The organism is Leifsonia sp. KNZ13-11D, from assembly GCF_056754895.1.
In genome coordinates, this window is sequence record NZ_JBPGWU010000001.1 from 2518157 (window position 1) to 2532750 (window position 14594).

Genomic DNA, 14594 nt, shown 5'->3' on the forward strand with positions numbered 1-14594 from the left:
GTCTCTTGATGGGGGGCGCTGCCGGTCTGGTGCGAGGGCCGTGCGGCGTGCGCCAGGGGAAGCCTGAACTTAACCGGTTCATCTGTCAATGCTTGACTTCACCTCGTCCGAGGGTATACCGGGCGGTACGCCGGTCCCGGATCCGGGGTCTCCCGGTCCGGGATGCGGGATCTCGCGCGGCCGCCCGGGTGGCGCGGCCGGGTCAGCGGGATGCGGTGCGCGCCTCGGACGCGGCGGGGACGCTCGTCGCGCGCGGCACCAGGCGGCTCGCGCGGGCGCGTCGGTCGAACGCCGTCCGGCCGGCGAGCTGGTCGAGCAGGAGCCGTGTCGAACGCCGGCCCTGCTCCTCCGGGTAGCGGTCGAGGGCCGTGATCGGGCGCGTCCCCAGGCGGCACAGCAGGGAGTCGTCCCAGCTGACGATCGCGACGTCGTGGCGTCCGCCGTGCGTGAGCGCGGTCTGGGCGCCCAGCGCCAGCAGGTCGTTCGAGGTGAGCACCGCGGTGATCGACGGGTCGTCGCGCACCAGCTCCGCAGCGACCCGCTCCCCCGCCTCCATCGAGTAGTCCGACGTGGCGAACGAGAACTCGATACCGTGCTCCCGGCCCCACGCGCCCACCGCATCCCGCCGGTCCTGCTCGTGCTCGAACTCGGCCGGTCCCGCGATGTGCAGTGCCCGCCGGTGGCCGAGCGACGCCAGGTGCTCGACCAGCAGGCCGGCGTCGGACCGCGCATCGTAGAGAAGCACCTTGCCCGGCGCCAGGGTCTCGCGGTTGCCGTGCAGCACGAACGCCAGCCCGAGCTCGTCCAGCAGTGCGGGCCGCGGGTCGTCGAAGGTCAGGTCGAACAGCATCACGCCGTCCACCCGCGCCTCGGCGCTCCAGCGCCGGTACGCGGCGACCTCCTGGCCGGTGTCGGCGCCGACCATCCGCAGCAGCAGCGACTGCCCGGTCTCGGAGAGCTCGCTCTCGACGCCGGCGAGGAGGCTCATGTAGTACGGCTCCGCGCCGAGCAGCCCCGGGTCGCGCCGCAGCACGATGCCGATCGTGTCCGACCGCGCCCGCGACAGCGCCCGCGCGGACGAGCTGGGGTGCCATCCCAGCTGCTCCGCCAGCGCCAGCACCCGCTCCCGGGTCTCGTCGCTCACACCGGGCAGCCCGTTGAGCGCGTACGACACCGACGCCTTCGAGAGGCCCAGCCGCTCGGCCAGCCCCGCGATGGTCACGCGCCCCGCTCCGTTGCTCACGGCCGCCTCCCTTCATGGTGCGCGGCCAACAATACTTGTTCACGCCTCCGGCGCACCCCGCGGGTTCGCCCGGCCGATCCGCACGGATCGGACGACGCGGCCGCCGTTCCCGCCGATGCGGTGGCGCGCGCGTCCGAGCGGCGTCGACGATGTGTGCCAAAACGCGGGAATGGACCGCGCTTTACCGCGATCTGGCACACATCGCGACGCGACGACGCGGGCGAGGGCAGTGACGGCGGCAGCGGCGGCAGACCCCCGCCCCTCAGCGCGCCGTGCGCCCGCGCGCCAGCACGGCCGCGTGCAGCGCCGCGACCGTCTCGCCGTCGTCGAGGTCCATGCCGAGCAGCTCCTCGATGAGGGCGATCCGTTGGTAGAACACCGACCGGGACAGGTGGCTCGCCGCGGCCGCGCGCGTCCGGTTTCCGGGGTGCGTCAGGTAGGCGCGCAGCACCTCCACCAGGTCGCCGCCGGTGGCCAGGTCGTGCTCGATGAGGGGTCGCAGCATCTGCTCGGTGTGCTCCAGCATCCGCGGATCGCTGCCGAAGGCGTTCACCAGCCGGAGCAGCGGGCGGTGCTGCACCCGCTGCACGACCGGCCGCCGGCCGAGGCGCGCGTCCGGCCGCGCCGACGATCCCGCCGCCAGCTCCACGGCCTCCTCGAGCGACGACAGCAGCCCGGTGATGCCGCGGGCGTCCGACCCGACCGCCACGACCGTCGCCGGGTCGTCGAGCCGCGCGCCGGCGACCGCGTCCGCGATCGCCTCGAACAGGGCGTCGCCGGGCGCACGTCCCGACCGGACGGACACCGCGACGACCAGCGTGCCCGCCTGCTCGGGATGCCGCCCCGCCACCGCCTCGGCGCCTGCGGCCCGCGCCGCCTCCACCGCCCGCGGCGCCGCGGCCACCGGCAGGGTCCCGGATCGCAGGCGCAGCGCCGCGCCCGCCAGCGTCCGGCCCGCGACCGGGAACCCGGCCGCCTCGAAGCGCGCCGTCACGCCGCCTTCGCCCGCGAACCGGCGGCCGAGCAGGGCCGACAGCAGCGCGTCGTGGCTGCGCCGCGTCCACTCGTCGTCGTCGCGGTCCGAGAGCCGGCTGAGCGCGAGCGCGACGGCCGCCTGCTCCAGCACGTTGGAGCGACCGGCGGGATGCGGCTCGCCCGGCAGCGCCACCAGGTGCCCCCAGCGCATCCCGCGCGCCTCCACCGGCACGATCGTCCAGCCGTCGCTCTCACCGCGGCGCGCCGAGCGGGAGCGCTGCTCCCACTGCGCGAGCTCGGCCTCGCCGCCGCGCTGGCCCGCGTCGAGTCCGCCCGCCGCGACGACGCGGTGGCTGGTGTCCTCCAGCACCACCGGCGACGCGAGCACGCGGGCGGCCTGCTCGACGATGAAGTCGGCGGGGCTCCCCCGCAGGCTCAGGTCGGTGAAGAGCGCGTGGATGTCGTCCCGCGCGCGCAAGGCCGCCATCTGCTCCGCGATGATGCGGGCGTGGACCGCCTCCGTGATGGCGACGAACCGCGCCTCCCGGTGCAGCACGGCGAACGGCAGGCCGGCGGCCTCGAACTCGTCGACGAGGGCCGCCGGCGCGCCCGGCATCGGCGGCCCGAGCTCCAGGACGAGCCCGGCGACGTCCGCCTCGATCAGCACGCGGCCGAGTCTCCGCAGAGCCGCGTCGTCGGACGGCCAGCCCACCCCGGTGGCCAGCAGGAGCTCGCCGCCCGACCCCAGCCGGGCCGCTTCCGCCGTCTCGGCGACGTGGACCCAGCGCACGGACGCGTCCAGCCGGTCGCGCCCGGTCAGCACCTCCGGCAGCGCCCGGGCGACCGGATCCATCCGCAGCACCTCGCGCACGGTCGGCAGCACCGAGCTCACCATTGCGAACGGCTCCGGACGAACTGTTCGGCTGCCTGCCGGGTCCCGACGATCTGGCATCCCTTCTGGCGCCTCCGCTCTGTGACGATGGGGAGACCAGCCTACTTCCACCACCGGGCAGAACGTCCGGACCGATCCACCTGGAGGACCTCGTGGCCCTGATCCGCCACTTCATCGCCGGCGCGGAGCACCCCGCCGACCCGACCGCACGGCCCGACCGGACCGGTCCTGTGTTCGACCCCGCGACGGGCGAGCGGCAGCACGAGGTCGCCCTCGCCGATGCGGCCGAGACGGGTCGGGCGATCGCCGCCGCCAAGGCCGCGTTCCCCGCCTGGCGCGCCACCAGCCTGACAAAGCGCGCGGACGTGCTGTTCCGCCTGCGGCACCTGCTGACGGAGCGGCGCGACGAACTCGCCGCGATCGTCACCTCGGAGCACGGCAAGGTGCTGGCGGATGCGGCGGGCGAGATCGGCCGGGGGCTCGAGAACGTCGAGTTCGCCTCCGGCCTCATCGACAAGCTCAAGGGCGAGTACAGCGAGCAGGTGTCCACCGGCATCGACGTGCACAGCGTCAAGCAGCCCGTCGGCGTCGTCGGCTGCATCACGCCGTTCAACTTCCCGGTCATGGTGCCGCTGTGGATGGTGGCCAGCGCGATCGCCTGCGGCAACACCGTCGTGCTGAAGCCGAGCGAGAAGGACCCGAGCGCCTCCGTCTTCCTGGCGAAGCTGTTCCGCGAGGCGGGCCTGCCCGCCGGCGTGCTGAACGTCGTCCACGGCGACAAGGAGGCGGTGGACGCCATCCTCGACTCCCCAGACGTGTCGGCCGTCAGCTTCGTCGGCTCCACCCCGATCGCCCGCTCGATCTACACGCGCGCCTCGGCGGCGGGCAAGCGGGTGCAGGCCCTCGGGGGCGCCAAGAACCACATGGTGGTGCTGGAGGATGCGGACATCGACGCGGCCGCCGACGCCGCGGTGTCCGCCGCCTACGGCTCGGCCGGCGAGCGCTGCATGGCCGTGAGCGTGGTCGTCGCCGTCGGCGGCGTGGGCGACCGCCTGGTGCCGGCCATCCACTCGCGCCTCGACGCGCTGCGGATCGGCCCGGGCACCGATGCGGCCAGCGAGATGGGTCCGCTCATCACCCGCGAGCACCGCGACAAGGTCGCCTCCTACGTGACCGGCGCCGCCGCCGAGGGCGCGACGGTCGTGGCGGACGGCACGCAGCGCTCCTTCGACGGCGACGGCTTCTTCGTCGGCGTCAGCCTGCTCGACGACGTCCGGCCGGGCATGAAGGCGTACGACGACGAGATCTTCGGGCCGGTGCTCTCGGTGGTCCGCGTCGATTCGTACGAGGAGGCGGTGGAGCTGGTCAACGCCAACCCCTACGGCAACGGCGTCGCATTGTTCACCCGCGATGGAGGCGCTGCGCGGCGCTTCGAGTTCGAGGTCGAGGTCGGGATGGTCGGCATCAACGTGCCCATCCCGGTGCCTGTCGGCGCCTACTCGTTCGGCGGCTGGAAGAACTCCCTGTTCGGCGACTCGCACATCTACGGCCCCGAGTCGTTCCACTTCTACACGCGGAGCAAAGTGGTCACCACGCGGTGGCCCGACCCGGTGCATTCGCGCATCGAGCTCTCCTTCCCCGGCAACTCCTGAGCGATGAGGACGACATGACCGACACCATCCACAGCGCCGACCCTCTGCACAGCGCCGGCCCTCTGCACGGCGCCGGCACCACGCGCACCGGCTACCTCGACCGGAACGGCGTCGAGCACCCCTTCGGCGACGAGGCGTCGGAGCGCCAGGTGCGCAGCGACGACCGCGCCCACGTGTTCCACTCGTGGAGCGCGCAGGCGAAGATCGATCCGCTGCCGATCGCCGCAGGTCTCGGCTCGACCTTCTGGGACTACGAGGGCAACGAGTACCTCGACTTCAGCTCCCAGCTGGTCTATCTGAACCTCGGCCACCAGCATCCCGATCTCATCGCCGCCATCCAGCAGCAGGCCGGCCGCCTGGCGACCGTGCAGCCGTCGATGGCGAACGATGTGCGCGGCGAGCTCGCCCGCCGCATCGCCGGCGTGGCGCCGGGGACGCTCGACAAGGTGTTCTTCACCAACGGCGGAGCGGACGCGAACGAGTACGCGGTGCGCCTCGCCCGCCGCGTGACCGGTCGCCGCAAGGTGCTCTCGACGTACCGCTCGTACCACGGCGGCACGGCGACCGCGATCTCGCTGACCGGCGACCCGCGCCGCTGGGCCAACGAGCCGTCGGACCCGTCGGTGGCGCACTTCTTCGGGCCGTACCCGTACCGGTCGGCGTTCCACGCGGCCACGCCCGAGGAGGAGACGCAGCGCGCGCTCGAGCACCTCGAGAGCGTGATCGTGCTCGAGGGCGCGGCCACCGTCGCAGCGGTCATCCTCGAGACGATCGTGGGCACCAACGGCGTGCTGGTGCCGCCGCCCGGCTACCTGGCGGGCGTGCGCGAGCTGTGCGACCGGTACGGCATCGTCTTCATCGCCGACGAGGTGATGGTCGGCTTCGGCCGTGTGGGCGAGTGGTTCGCCGTGGATGCGTTCGGGGTCGTCCCCGACCTCATCACGTTCGCCAAGGGGGTCAACTCGGGGTACGTGCCGCTGGGCGGCGTCGTGATCTCGGACGCGATCGCCTCCTTCTTCGACGACGTGGCGTTCCAGGGCGGCCTGACGTACTCGGGTCACCCGCTCGCCTGCGCCGCCGGTGTGGCGACCTTCGACGTGTTCGAGCGCGACGGCATCATGGAGCGGGTCCGCGACCTGGGGAGCCGCGTGGTCGAGCCCGAGATCCGGTCCTGGCTCGACCGGCACCCCTCGCTCGGCGAGGTGCGCGGGCGCGGGCTCTTCTGGGCGCTCGAGCTGGTGCGCGACCGCGAGACCCGGGAGCCGCTGGTGCCGTTCAACGCGGTGGGCCCGGATGCGGCGCCGATGGCGGAGGTCGCGGCGGCGTGCAAGGCGGCCGGCGTCTGGCCCTTCACGCACTTCAACCGCGTGCACATCGCACCGCCGCTGGTGATCGAGGAGGACGAGCTGCGGCGCGGACTCGCCGCGATCGACGCGGCCCTGGATGTGGCCGACCGGTACTCCACACGCTGACAGTTCTCCACAGCCTGCGGCCGCCCCGGTCCGCCCGGGCGGGCGCAGGCTAACCTGGCACCATGAGTGAACCCGGAGACGGCCGTGTCGCGGTCTACATCGACTTCGACAACATCGTCATCTCGCGCTACGACCAGGTGCACGGGCGCGGCAGCTACATGCGCGACCGCCCGAAGTCGAGCTCGACCCAGCCCAAAGCATCCTTCGCCGAGAAGCTGGCCGAGGCCCGCGTCGACCTGGGAGCGGTGATCGACTTCGCGTCATCGTTCGGCACGCTCGTGCTCACGCGCGCCTACGCCGACTGGTCGTCGGCGGTCAACGCCGAGTACCGCGGGCAGCTGGTCGGCCGGGCGGTCGACCTGGTGCAGCTGTTCCCGGCGGCGGCCTACGCCAAGAACGGCGCCGACATCCGGCTCGCGGTCGACGCCGTCGAAGACCTGTTCCGTCTGCCCGAGCTCACGCACGTCGTGATCGTGGCCGGCGATTCGGACTACATCCCGCTGGCCCAGCGGGTGAAGCGACTCGGCCGCTACGTGATCGGGATCGGCGTGGCGGGGTCGACCGCCAAGTCGCTGGCCGCCGCGTGCGACGAGTTCGTCAGCTACGACGACCTGCCCGGGATCGCCCGGGACGAGGCGGCTGATGCGGAGGAGGCCGAGCTGGAGGCCGAAGAGGCGGAGGAGGCCGAGGAGGCTTCCGTGGCCGACTCCGGGTCCGGCGCCGAGGCAGCGGCGGCGAATGCGAGCGGCTCCGCGACCGTGGCGGAGGGCTCCCCAGCGGAGGCCGACGGCGGAGCGGCGGCGGGCGGCAGCGACGGAGTGGCGCCCGAGGGGGAGGCCGCGCCTGCGAAACGACCGACCCGCCGTGGCGGGCGCAAGCGCGCCCCGGCCTCCGAGGGCGGCGCGGACGCGAGCGAGGAGCAGCAGGAGGACCCGCAGCACGTGGCCACCCGCCTGCTCGCCCGCGCGATGCAGCTCGGCCACGAGAAGGACGACTCCCCGTGGCTGCACAGCTCGACGGTGAAGGGGCAGATGAAGCGGATGGACCCGTCCTTCAGCGAGAAGGCGCTCGGCTACCGCTCGTTCAGCGACTTCATCAAGTCGCGCAGCGACCTCGTCGAGCTCGACGACAGCTCCACCGCCCAGATGCTGCGGCTCGCGCCGACCCGCCCGCGCCGCGCCCGGCACAGCGGGCGCGCGGCCGATCGGGTGTCCGCGTCCTGAGCCGGCACACAGCCATCGGGAGTTGACTGCGGATCATGGCAAGCGAGCGGACAGCGCGACAGTGGAGAGCAACGAAGTGGGGCGGACCGGAGACCTGGGAGTTCGCCGAAGTGCAGGTGCCGGATCCCGGGCCCGGCGAAGTCACCATCCGGGTGACGGCCGCGGGCGTCAATCCCGCTGACTACAAGCACGTGTCCTCGCCGCGGCAGGGCCTCGACTTCCCGGTGCCGATCGGCTACGAGGTCGCCGGTCTGCTGTCGGCCATCGGACCGGACACCCAGCTCGCCTCCGGTGGCGGCGCGATCGGCGATCCGGTGGTGGCGTTCCGCATCCAGGGCGGCTACGCCACCGAGGTCACCGTTCCCGCCAAGGACGTCTTCGCCAAGCCGCCACGGCTGGCCGACGAGGAGGCCGCCAACCTCCTCCTCGTGGGCACCACCGCGTCGCAGATGCTGCACGTCACGGGTGTGCGCGCCGGCGAGACCGTCCTGGTGCACGGGGCGTCCGGTGCGGTCGGAGTCAGCATCCTGCAGCAGGCGGCCGAGATCGGTGCACGGGTGATCGGCACTGCGAGCGAGGAGAGCTTCGCGCGGGTGCGCCGCTTCGGCGGCCTCCCCGTCGCCTACGGGCCGGGCCTCGCCGAACGGGTCACCGAGGCTGCCCAGGGGCCGATCGCCGCGGCGCTCGACACGGTCGGCACCGACGAGGCGGTCGACGTGTCGCTGCAGCTCGTGCCCGACCGCACCCGCATCGTGACGATCGTCGCCGCGCAGCGGGCCGACCAGGAGGGCTTCCACGCCGTGTTCGGCGCGCAACCCGAGAGCCAGGCGTACCGCGACTCCGTCCGAGCCCATCTGCTGGAGCTCGCCGGCAGCGGACGGCTGCAGGTCCCGGTCGCACGCACGTATCCGCTGGCGGAGGCGCCGGACGCGCTGGAGTTCCTGAGGCAGGGCCACCCCGGCGGCAAGCTCGCGCTGCTCCCCTAGCGAGACCACGCGGCACATTCGTGCCGAATCGCCGTCATCGCGCCGCCAGCTGCGACATTCGTGCCGAATCGCGACCGGCGCTGGCGCGCGCGCGGTCACTCGCGCTCGGCCGGCTCCTCCGCCTCGCGCTCGGAGATGAGCTCGATGCCGCCGGTACGCTGACTCGCCCGCAGCAGCGCCTCCATCCACCGCTCGTTGAGCTTCGGGGGATGCGCATCCGCGAACACGAACGCCAGCGGGATCTCGCGGCTGATCCAGAGGCTCATGCGTCCGCCGCCGAGCTCGGGCGCGATCTGCCAGCTCAGCAGGAAGCTCTCGTGCCGCCGCAGTTTGGTGACGAGGGCGATCTTGACGTGCGACAGGGTGCGGTCGTCGAACTCGTACTCCTGCGCATGCGTCCCGTAGATCAGTGTGCCCACGTCACCCGCCCTCGTGCCGCCTGCCCGCCTTCGCCTTGCTCTCGCGGTAGCTGCCGAGCGGCACCTCCTCGCGGATCTCGGCCCGGAGGGCGTCCTCCAGCACCAGTCCGACGTTGCTGTTGGCGCGCTCGCTGAGGATGGCGAGCCAGTCGCGGTTGAGCTCGGGAAGCTCCGTCCCGGCGAACACGAACTGCACCGAGATCGACGGGTCGAGCCAGATCGAGCGGAGCAGGCCCTGCGGGCCGGGCGTGCGGTCGGTCCAGATCAGCAGGAAACCTTCGCGGCGCCGCAGCTTCGACTGGATGACCGCCTGCAGGTGCGCGAGGACACGATCGTCGAACGTGAAACCGTCCGCGCCGTCGTAGATCAAGGTTCCCACGGGGGTCCTTCCTGTCGAGATCACTTTCTCGAAACAGCCGCGCGCCGTCAAGGCATTCCTGCGCGCGCCGCCGTACAGTCCGGTCATGGACGCTCTCACGCGAACCATCAAAGCGGCACTTCTCTACGAGGACGGCCGGACCCTCGACAGCGTCGTGGTCGTGCCCCTGATCGGCGGATGCCCGCCCGGGGAGATCCGCGTCGCCACCACGTTCGCCGGCGCTCTCGCCTACGACGTGTACGAGCTGGCGGACGAGCAGCAGTTCTCCTCGATGCCGGCCTACCCCTACCGCTCCACCATCCCCGTCACCACGAAGGACCTCGAGGACTGACCGGGGCGTCACCCGTCGACGGGTAGCGTTGACGGAGTGACACCCTCCGACGACCGCGTCCGGCCGCGCACCGGCTGGGCGGTGACCTCGCTCAGCCTCGGCACCCTCCTGAACCCGCTCAACTCCTCGATGATCGCCGTGGCCCTGGTGCCGCTGCAGCGCGACTTCGGCGTGGATGTGACGGCGGTCACCTGGGTGATCACCTCGTTCTACCTCGCGTCCGCGGCCGGCCAGCCGTTGATGGGTCGCCTTGCGGACCGGTTCGGACCGCGGCGCCTGTTCCTGTTCGGGATGGTCGTGGTCGCTCTGGCATGCGCCGTCACCCCGTTCTCCGGGTCGTTCGCCGCGGTGTGCGCGGGGCGTGTCGCCCTGGCGATCGGCACGGCGACCGCGTTCCCCTCGGCGATCGCGATGCTGCGCCCCCTGGCGGCGCAGTCCGGCGTCGGGACGCCGCGCCTGCTCGGGCGCATCCAGATCGCCAACACGTCGGGCGCTGCGATCGGGCCGGTGCTCGGCGGAGTGTTGGTGACCTTTCTCGGCTGGCAGGCGATCTTCTGGGTCAACGTGCCGCTGGCCGTTCTCACGTTCGTCGGCGTCCAGCTGTCCGCGCCACGCGACGCCGAGCGCGCACGGACGCCGCTCAGCCGGACGCTCGCCGAGTCGGACATCCCGGGCATCCTGCTGTTCATCGCCACGCTGACGTCGCTGCTGGTGTTCCTGCTCGACCTGCACCCGCAGCCGCTGTGGTGGCTGCTTCCGGTGTGCGTCGGCGCGGCCGCGCTGTTCGTCTGGCGGGAGCTGCGCAGCGCGCACCCGTTCCTCGACCTGCGACTGCTGGCCGCGAACCGGCGACTGCTCATGGTCTACCTGTGCTTCGCCATCTTCAACGTGGTCTACTACTCCGCGTTCTTCGGCCTCCCCCAGTACCTGCAGACGCACGACGGGTACTCGGCCGGGGTGGCCGGCCTGCTGATGTTCCCGCTGGCGGCGGTCACCATCGTCGTGACGCCGCTGGCCGCGCGGGCGATCGAGTCGATAGGGCTGCGGCCGACCCTGCTCTCCGGTGCCGTCGCGCTCGTGATCGGCGCCGCCCTGCTCGCGGTCGCCGCGGTCACGCCCGCGCCGTGGGCGGTGCTGCTGCTGACCGCTGCGCTCGGCATCCCCTACTGCGTGGTGAGCATCGCGATGAACCAGGCGCTCTACTCGTCGGCCCGGCCGGAGGACAGCGGCGTCGCCGCGGGGATCTTCCAGACGTCGAGGTACGTGGGCGCCATCGTGGCGACGACGGTCCTCGGGCTGCTGTTCAGCGGCGGGACGACGGCGTCCAGCTGGCTCACGGCGGTCGCCGTGGCGACGGCGCTGGCCGTGGTGCACCTCGCACTGCTGGTGTTCGTCCGGCCGCGCAGCCCCCGCGCGGAGCAGCCCGCGACGGCGTGAGTTCAGGCGACGAGCGCCGTCCCTCCGGGCGGCATCGCACCGCGTGGTCGGGCACCGTTCGCGGTGGTTGCCTTCGGGCACAGAGGGTTCGTGCAGCCCACCGGGACCGCCACCACCGTCCACGACCCGCTCGATGTCCGCGCCAGTCTTCGCTCGGCGGAGAGCGGCGCACCGCACTCCGCGCATACCTGTGCGTTCGCGACCATACCGATCAACCCCATCCGTGACCCGTGGCGTCCGCTTCGCCACTTCCATGGTCCGCCCCGCGGCCAGCGGAAGCAAGAGGTGGCGGCGCGTCGCGCTTCACGCGCGCCCGTCGCGAGGCGATGCGCGTCCGCCGAGCGGCACGGCGTCGGCCCCGGTCACCGGCCCGCAGCGCACCTGGGCGGCCGTGCAGGCGGTCACGTCGGCGTCCATCCGCTGCTGGTTCCAGCCGTTCACGAAGTCGGCGTGCCCGGTGACCGGCGGCCCCTGGGTGTGAGGGCCCGTCGAGAGCGTGATGCCGGTCCCGCTGCGCGTCGGGTAGCTGACGTGGAGGACGATCTGCGGGATGTGCACGGGGTGCGACGCCGGGCATCCGGAGCCGGTCGCATACACCGCACCGCTCCGGTCGCGGCCGTCGAGCGCGTGGCCGTCCCAGCAGTCCGGGAACGAGATCACCAGTCGGAGCTGCGACCCGGCGGGGCAGTCGTGGGGTGCGTCGGCGCGGCCCGGGCGCGGGTCGGACGCGGAGGCCGTGCACGTCCAGTCGACGACGGAGGTGCTCTGCGGGGCCGTCGCGGTCTCGTCGCCGGCGATGAGGCTGATGCCCTGCGGCATCGTCCGCGTCGACGAGGCGATGGGGGCGGGCGACCGCCAGTACAGCAGTGTCGCGGAGGGTGCGAGCGGCTTTCCGTCCTGGTACACGACCGGTGTCCAGTAGGCGGACGCGTCCGCGGACGTCGTGCAGCTGGTCGTGCCTCCTGCCAGCGACCCGGCGGTCGAGGACGCGGTCACCGTCCGGTTCCCGAAGAAGTCGTGCTGCATCGACATCCCCGTCATTCCGGGCATCATGATCGGATCGTTCGGCGCCGTGGAGGCATGCGTGCAGCGGTCGGTGAAGATGCCGGGGTTCGAGCCGCCCGCGGGGAAACCGGCCGTCGAGATGCGCGGCGGCGTCGCGGCTGTCACGGCGGCGGCCGTGCCCGCTGCGGTTCCCGCGGTGAGGAGGAGGACGGCGGCCGCGGCGAGCGCCGCGACGGTCCCCGGGCGGAGGGAGGAGGTCGATCGCATGCGGCCAGTCCACGGGCCGCGGGTTCGGATCGTGAGAAGCGCATGTAAAGAAACGGTAAGGAGGCTCCCGGACGGCCGTGCGGGAGGCGCGGGCCCGCCAAGATGGGAGCGTGGGCGAAGACAGGGGCCTCGTGCTGGTGGTCGAGGATGAGCCGGCGATCGCCGAGCTCGAGCGGATGTATCTCGCCGACGCCGGTTTCGGGGTGCACGTCGAGCGCGACGGGTCGCGTGCGCTCGACCTGGTGACGCGCCTGCGTCCGGCGGCCATCGTGCTCGACATCGGTGTTCCCGGGACCGACGGCCTCGAGATCTGCCGCCGGCTCCGCAACCGCGGCGACTGGACGCCGGTGGTGTTCGTCACGGCGCGCGACGACGAGGTCGACCGCATCGTGGGCCTGGAGCTCGGCGCCGACGACTATGTGACGAAGCCGTTCTCTCCGCGCGAGCTGGTGGCGCGCATCAGGGGCCTGATCCGCCGTGCCGCCGGTCCTCCGGGCGCCGAGACGCGCCGGATCGGACCGGTGAGCCTCGACCCGGCACGCCGGCGAGTGGATGCCGCGGGGGCCCGGGTGGAGCTCACCGCGACCGAGTTCGACCTGCTGGAGCACCTCATGTCGCAGCCCGGCCGCGTCTTCACCCGCGAGCAGCTGCTCTCCTCGGTCTGGGGCATCGCCGACTACAGCAGCAGCCGCACCGTGGACGTGCACGTCGCGCAGCTGCGCATGAAGCTCGGGGACGCCTCCTGGATCATCCGCACCGCGCGCGGCGTCGGCTACAGCGCCGCTGGGGCCGATGACTGACGCCGCCCGCACGCCGCCGCTCCCCCGCGCCCGGCGCTGGACGGCATCCCTCGCCGGACGGATCATGCTCGGGACGGTGGCGGTCGGGGTCATCGCGGTGCTGGTCACGGCGCTGCTGGCCATGCAGGTCGTGCAGTCGGTGGCCGAGAGCCAGGCGCGGCAGCAGCTCAAGTCGCAGGCCACCGCCCTCGTCGCCGCCCGGGCTGCGGGAGCCCGGCTCGGCGCGGCACGGCTGGCGGTCCTCGGCGACCGGTTCGCGGTGGTGGATGCGGACGGAACACTCTCGGGCCCGGCGCGGTCCGCCGTGCCCGCCAGCGCCGTGCGCGAGCTGAGCCGCGGCCGGTCCGTGTCCGGGTCGACGACGCTGGGGGGCCACGACGCCGTCTACGTCGGCATCCCGGCGGCGGACGGCGGAGGCGTCGTCGGCGTGCGCAAGGTGGCCGACATCGCCGCGGCCGACGCCGAGCTGACCCGGTGGCTGCTGCTGGCGCTCGGCGGCGGCCTCGTCGTGGCCGTCGTCAGCGGGGTGCTTCTCGCGCGACGGCTCGGCCGTCCTCTCACCCGCATCGCGAGGAGCGCGCGAGTCCTGGCCGACGGCGGCCGCGGGGTGCCCATCCGGGACGAGTCGATCGCCGAGATCGACGACATCGCTCACGCACTGCGCGGGCTGGATGCCGCACTCACGGTGAGCGAGGAGCGGCAGCGCGAGTTCCTGCTGTCGGTGTCGCACGAGATCCGCACCCCGCTCACCGCGATCCGCGGCTATGCCGAGGCGCTGGCGGACGGCATGGTCGCCCCGGACGACCGGATGCGGGTCGGCCGCACCCTCGCCGAGGAGTCGGAGCGGCTCCGCCGCTTCCTCGACGACCTGCTGGAGCTGGCCCGCCTGGAGGCCGACGACTTCCGCCTCGACCCGCAGCCGGTGGACCCGGGATCGACGGTGGTCGCCGCCGTCGACGCCTGGCAGGGAGCGGCCGCGCGCGTCGACGTGCCGCTGCGCGCGGAGCTCGTGCCGGGCATCCCGACCGTGGCGACCGACGGGATGCGCCTGCGCCAGGTGCTCGACGGCCTGATCGAGAACGCACTGCGGGCCACCCCCTCCGGCTCTCCGATCGTGGTGGCCGCGTCACCTGCGCCGGGCGGCGGCGTCCGACTGTCGGTGCGCGACGGCGGACCGGGTCTCACCGAGCAGGATGCGGCGGTCGCCTTCGAGCGCGGTGAGCTGCGGGAGCGGTACCGGGAGGTGCGCTCGGTCGGGACCGGTCTCGGGCTGTCCATCGCACGCCGCCTGGTCGGGCGGCTCGGGGGGACCATCGCGGTGAGCGCGGCGCCGGAGGGCGGCGCATCCTTCGACGTCTCTTTACCTCCCTCGAACATTCCCCGAGCGGAGCGCTGACACGTCGCTGCGACGCTGACGTCATGAGCGAGAACGACATCCCCACCCCCTCCCCGTCCGACGCGACCCTGCCGTACGACACCACCGGCGCCTCCGGCGCCGCTGTCCCCCCACGCC

The 14594-nt window shown here is 73.0% G+C and carries 13 protein-coding genes; 8 read left to right on the forward strand and 5 right to left on the reverse strand.

Going from position 1 to position 14594, the window contains the following annotated elements; translation table 11 throughout:
* Positions 1–202: 202 nt before the first annotated feature.
* Together ACR9Y5_RS12495 and ACR9Y5_RS12500 are read right to left on the reverse strand one after the other, a co-directional pair.
* Complete coding sequence (locus tag ACR9Y5_RS12495) at positions 203–1243, reverse strand: LacI family DNA-binding transcriptional regulator (protein WP_481298246.1); 1041 nt, start codon at positions 1241–1243, stop codon at positions 203–205.
* A 262-nt stretch (positions 1244–1505) separates the two neighbouring features.
* The gene (locus ACR9Y5_RS12500; protein WP_481298247.1) at positions 1506–3113 is read right to left on the reverse strand and encodes a PucR family transcriptional regulator; all 1608 of its coding nucleotides are present in this window, start codon (positions 3111–3113) and stop codon (positions 1506–1508) included.
* Positions 3114–3262: 149 nt separating this feature from the next.
* On the opposite strand from ACR9Y5_RS12500, the gene ACR9Y5_RS12505 reads away from it, so the two are divergent.
* The 4 genes from ACR9Y5_RS12505 (at position 3263) to ACR9Y5_RS12520 (ending at position 8443) form a co-directional block, all read left to right on the forward strand.
* The gene (locus ACR9Y5_RS12505; protein WP_481298248.1) at positions 3263–4762 is read left to right on the forward strand and encodes a CoA-acylating methylmalonate-semialdehyde dehydrogenase; all 1500 of its coding nucleotides are present in this window, start codon (positions 3263–3265) and stop codon (positions 4760–4762) included.
* On the forward strand, positions 4759–6234 hold the full coding sequence (locus ACR9Y5_RS12510; protein ID WP_481299573.1) for an aminotransferase class III-fold pyridoxal phosphate-dependent enzyme: 1476 nt from the start codon (positions 4759–4761) through the stop codon (positions 6232–6234). The genes ACR9Y5_RS12505 and ACR9Y5_RS12510 overlap by 4 nt, the downstream gene beginning before the upstream one ends.
* Positions 6235–6296: 62 nt before the next feature.
* On the forward strand, positions 6297–7457 hold the full coding sequence (locus tag ACR9Y5_RS12515) for an NYN domain-containing protein (RefSeq protein ID WP_481298249.1): 1161 nt from the start codon (positions 6297–6299) through the stop codon (positions 7455–7457).
* 35 nt (positions 7458–7492) lie between these two features.
* Complete coding sequence (locus tag ACR9Y5_RS12520) at positions 7493–8443, forward strand: NADP-dependent oxidoreductase (protein WP_481298250.1); 951 nt, start codon at positions 7493–7495, stop codon at positions 8441–8443.
* 95 nt (positions 8444–8538) lie between these two features.
* Here ACR9Y5_RS12520 and ACR9Y5_RS12525 read toward each other — a convergent pair whose 3' ends face one another.
* Together ACR9Y5_RS12525 and ACR9Y5_RS12530 are read right to left on the reverse strand one after the other, a co-directional pair.
* Complete coding sequence (locus ACR9Y5_RS12525) at positions 8539–8862, reverse strand: DUF7882 family protein (RefSeq protein WP_481298251.1); 324 nt, start codon at positions 8860–8862, stop codon at positions 8539–8541.
* A 1-nt stretch (position 8863) separates the two neighbouring features.
* Positions 8864–9241 (reverse strand): DUF7882 family protein, encoded by a 378-nt coding sequence (locus tag ACR9Y5_RS12530; protein ID WP_481298252.1) that lies wholly within the window; start codon positions 9239–9241, stop codon positions 8864–8866.
* A gap of 85 nt (positions 9242–9326) precedes the next feature.
* Between ACR9Y5_RS12530 and ACR9Y5_RS12535 the strand changes: the two genes are divergently transcribed.
* Positions 9327–9572: a hypothetical protein gene (locus ACR9Y5_RS12535; RefSeq protein ID WP_481298253.1), complete on the forward strand. Its 246-nt coding sequence runs from the start codon at positions 9327–9329 to the stop codon at positions 9570–9572.
* A gap of 36 nt (positions 9573–9608) precedes the next feature.
* Entirely contained in the window at positions 9609–11009 is a 1401-nt protein-coding gene (locus tag ACR9Y5_RS12540) for an MFS transporter (RefSeq protein WP_481298254.1), read from the forward strand.
* Positions 11010–11312: 303 nt separating this feature from the next.
* Here the strand turns inward: ACR9Y5_RS12540 and ACR9Y5_RS12545 are convergent, their stop codons facing one another.
* Positions 11313–12281 carry a DUF1996 domain-containing protein gene (locus ACR9Y5_RS12545; protein WP_481298255.1) on the reverse strand — a complete coding sequence of 323 codons (969 nt, stop codon included), beginning with the start codon at positions 12279–12281 and terminating at the stop codon, positions 11313–11315.
* Positions 12282–12391: 110 nt separating this feature from the next.
* Between ACR9Y5_RS12545 and ACR9Y5_RS12550 the strand changes: the two genes are divergently transcribed.
* The gene (locus ACR9Y5_RS12550; RefSeq protein ID WP_481298256.1) at positions 12392–13081 is read left to right on the forward strand and encodes a response regulator transcription factor; all 690 of its coding nucleotides are present in this window, start codon (positions 12392–12394) and stop codon (positions 13079–13081) included.
* Positions 13074–14477: a sensor histidine kinase gene (locus ACR9Y5_RS12555; protein WP_481298257.1), complete on the forward strand. Its 1404-nt coding sequence runs from the start codon at positions 13074–13076 to the stop codon at positions 14475–14477. Before ACR9Y5_RS12550 ends, ACR9Y5_RS12555 begins: the two co-directional genes overlap by 8 nt.
* Positions 14478–14594 lie beyond the last annotated feature (117 nt).

Coding starts and splice junctions, on each gene's coding strand:
- ACR9Y5_RS12520 (WP_481298250.1), top strand. CDS start 7,493: ATGGCAAGCGAGCGGACAGCGCGACAGTGGAGAGCAACGAAGTGGGGC.
- ACR9Y5_RS12545 (WP_481298255.1), bottom strand. CDS start 12,281: ATGCGATCGACCTCCTCCCTCCGCCCGGGGACCGTCGCGGCGCTCGCC.
- ACR9Y5_RS12515 (WP_481298249.1), top strand. CDS start 6,297: ATGAGTGAACCCGGAGACGGCCGTGTCGCGGTCTACATCGACTTCGAC.
- ACR9Y5_RS12500 (WP_481298247.1), bottom strand. CDS start 3,113: ATGGTGAGCTCGGTGCTGCCGACCGTGCGCGAGGTGCTGCGGATGGAT.
- ACR9Y5_RS12535 (WP_481298253.1), top strand. CDS start 9,327: ATGGACGCTCTCACGCGAACCATCAAAGCGGCACTTCTCTACGAGGAC.
- ACR9Y5_RS12555 (WP_481298257.1), top strand. CDS start 13,074: ATGACTGACGCCGCCCGCACGCCGCCGCTCCCCCGCGCCCGGCGCTGG.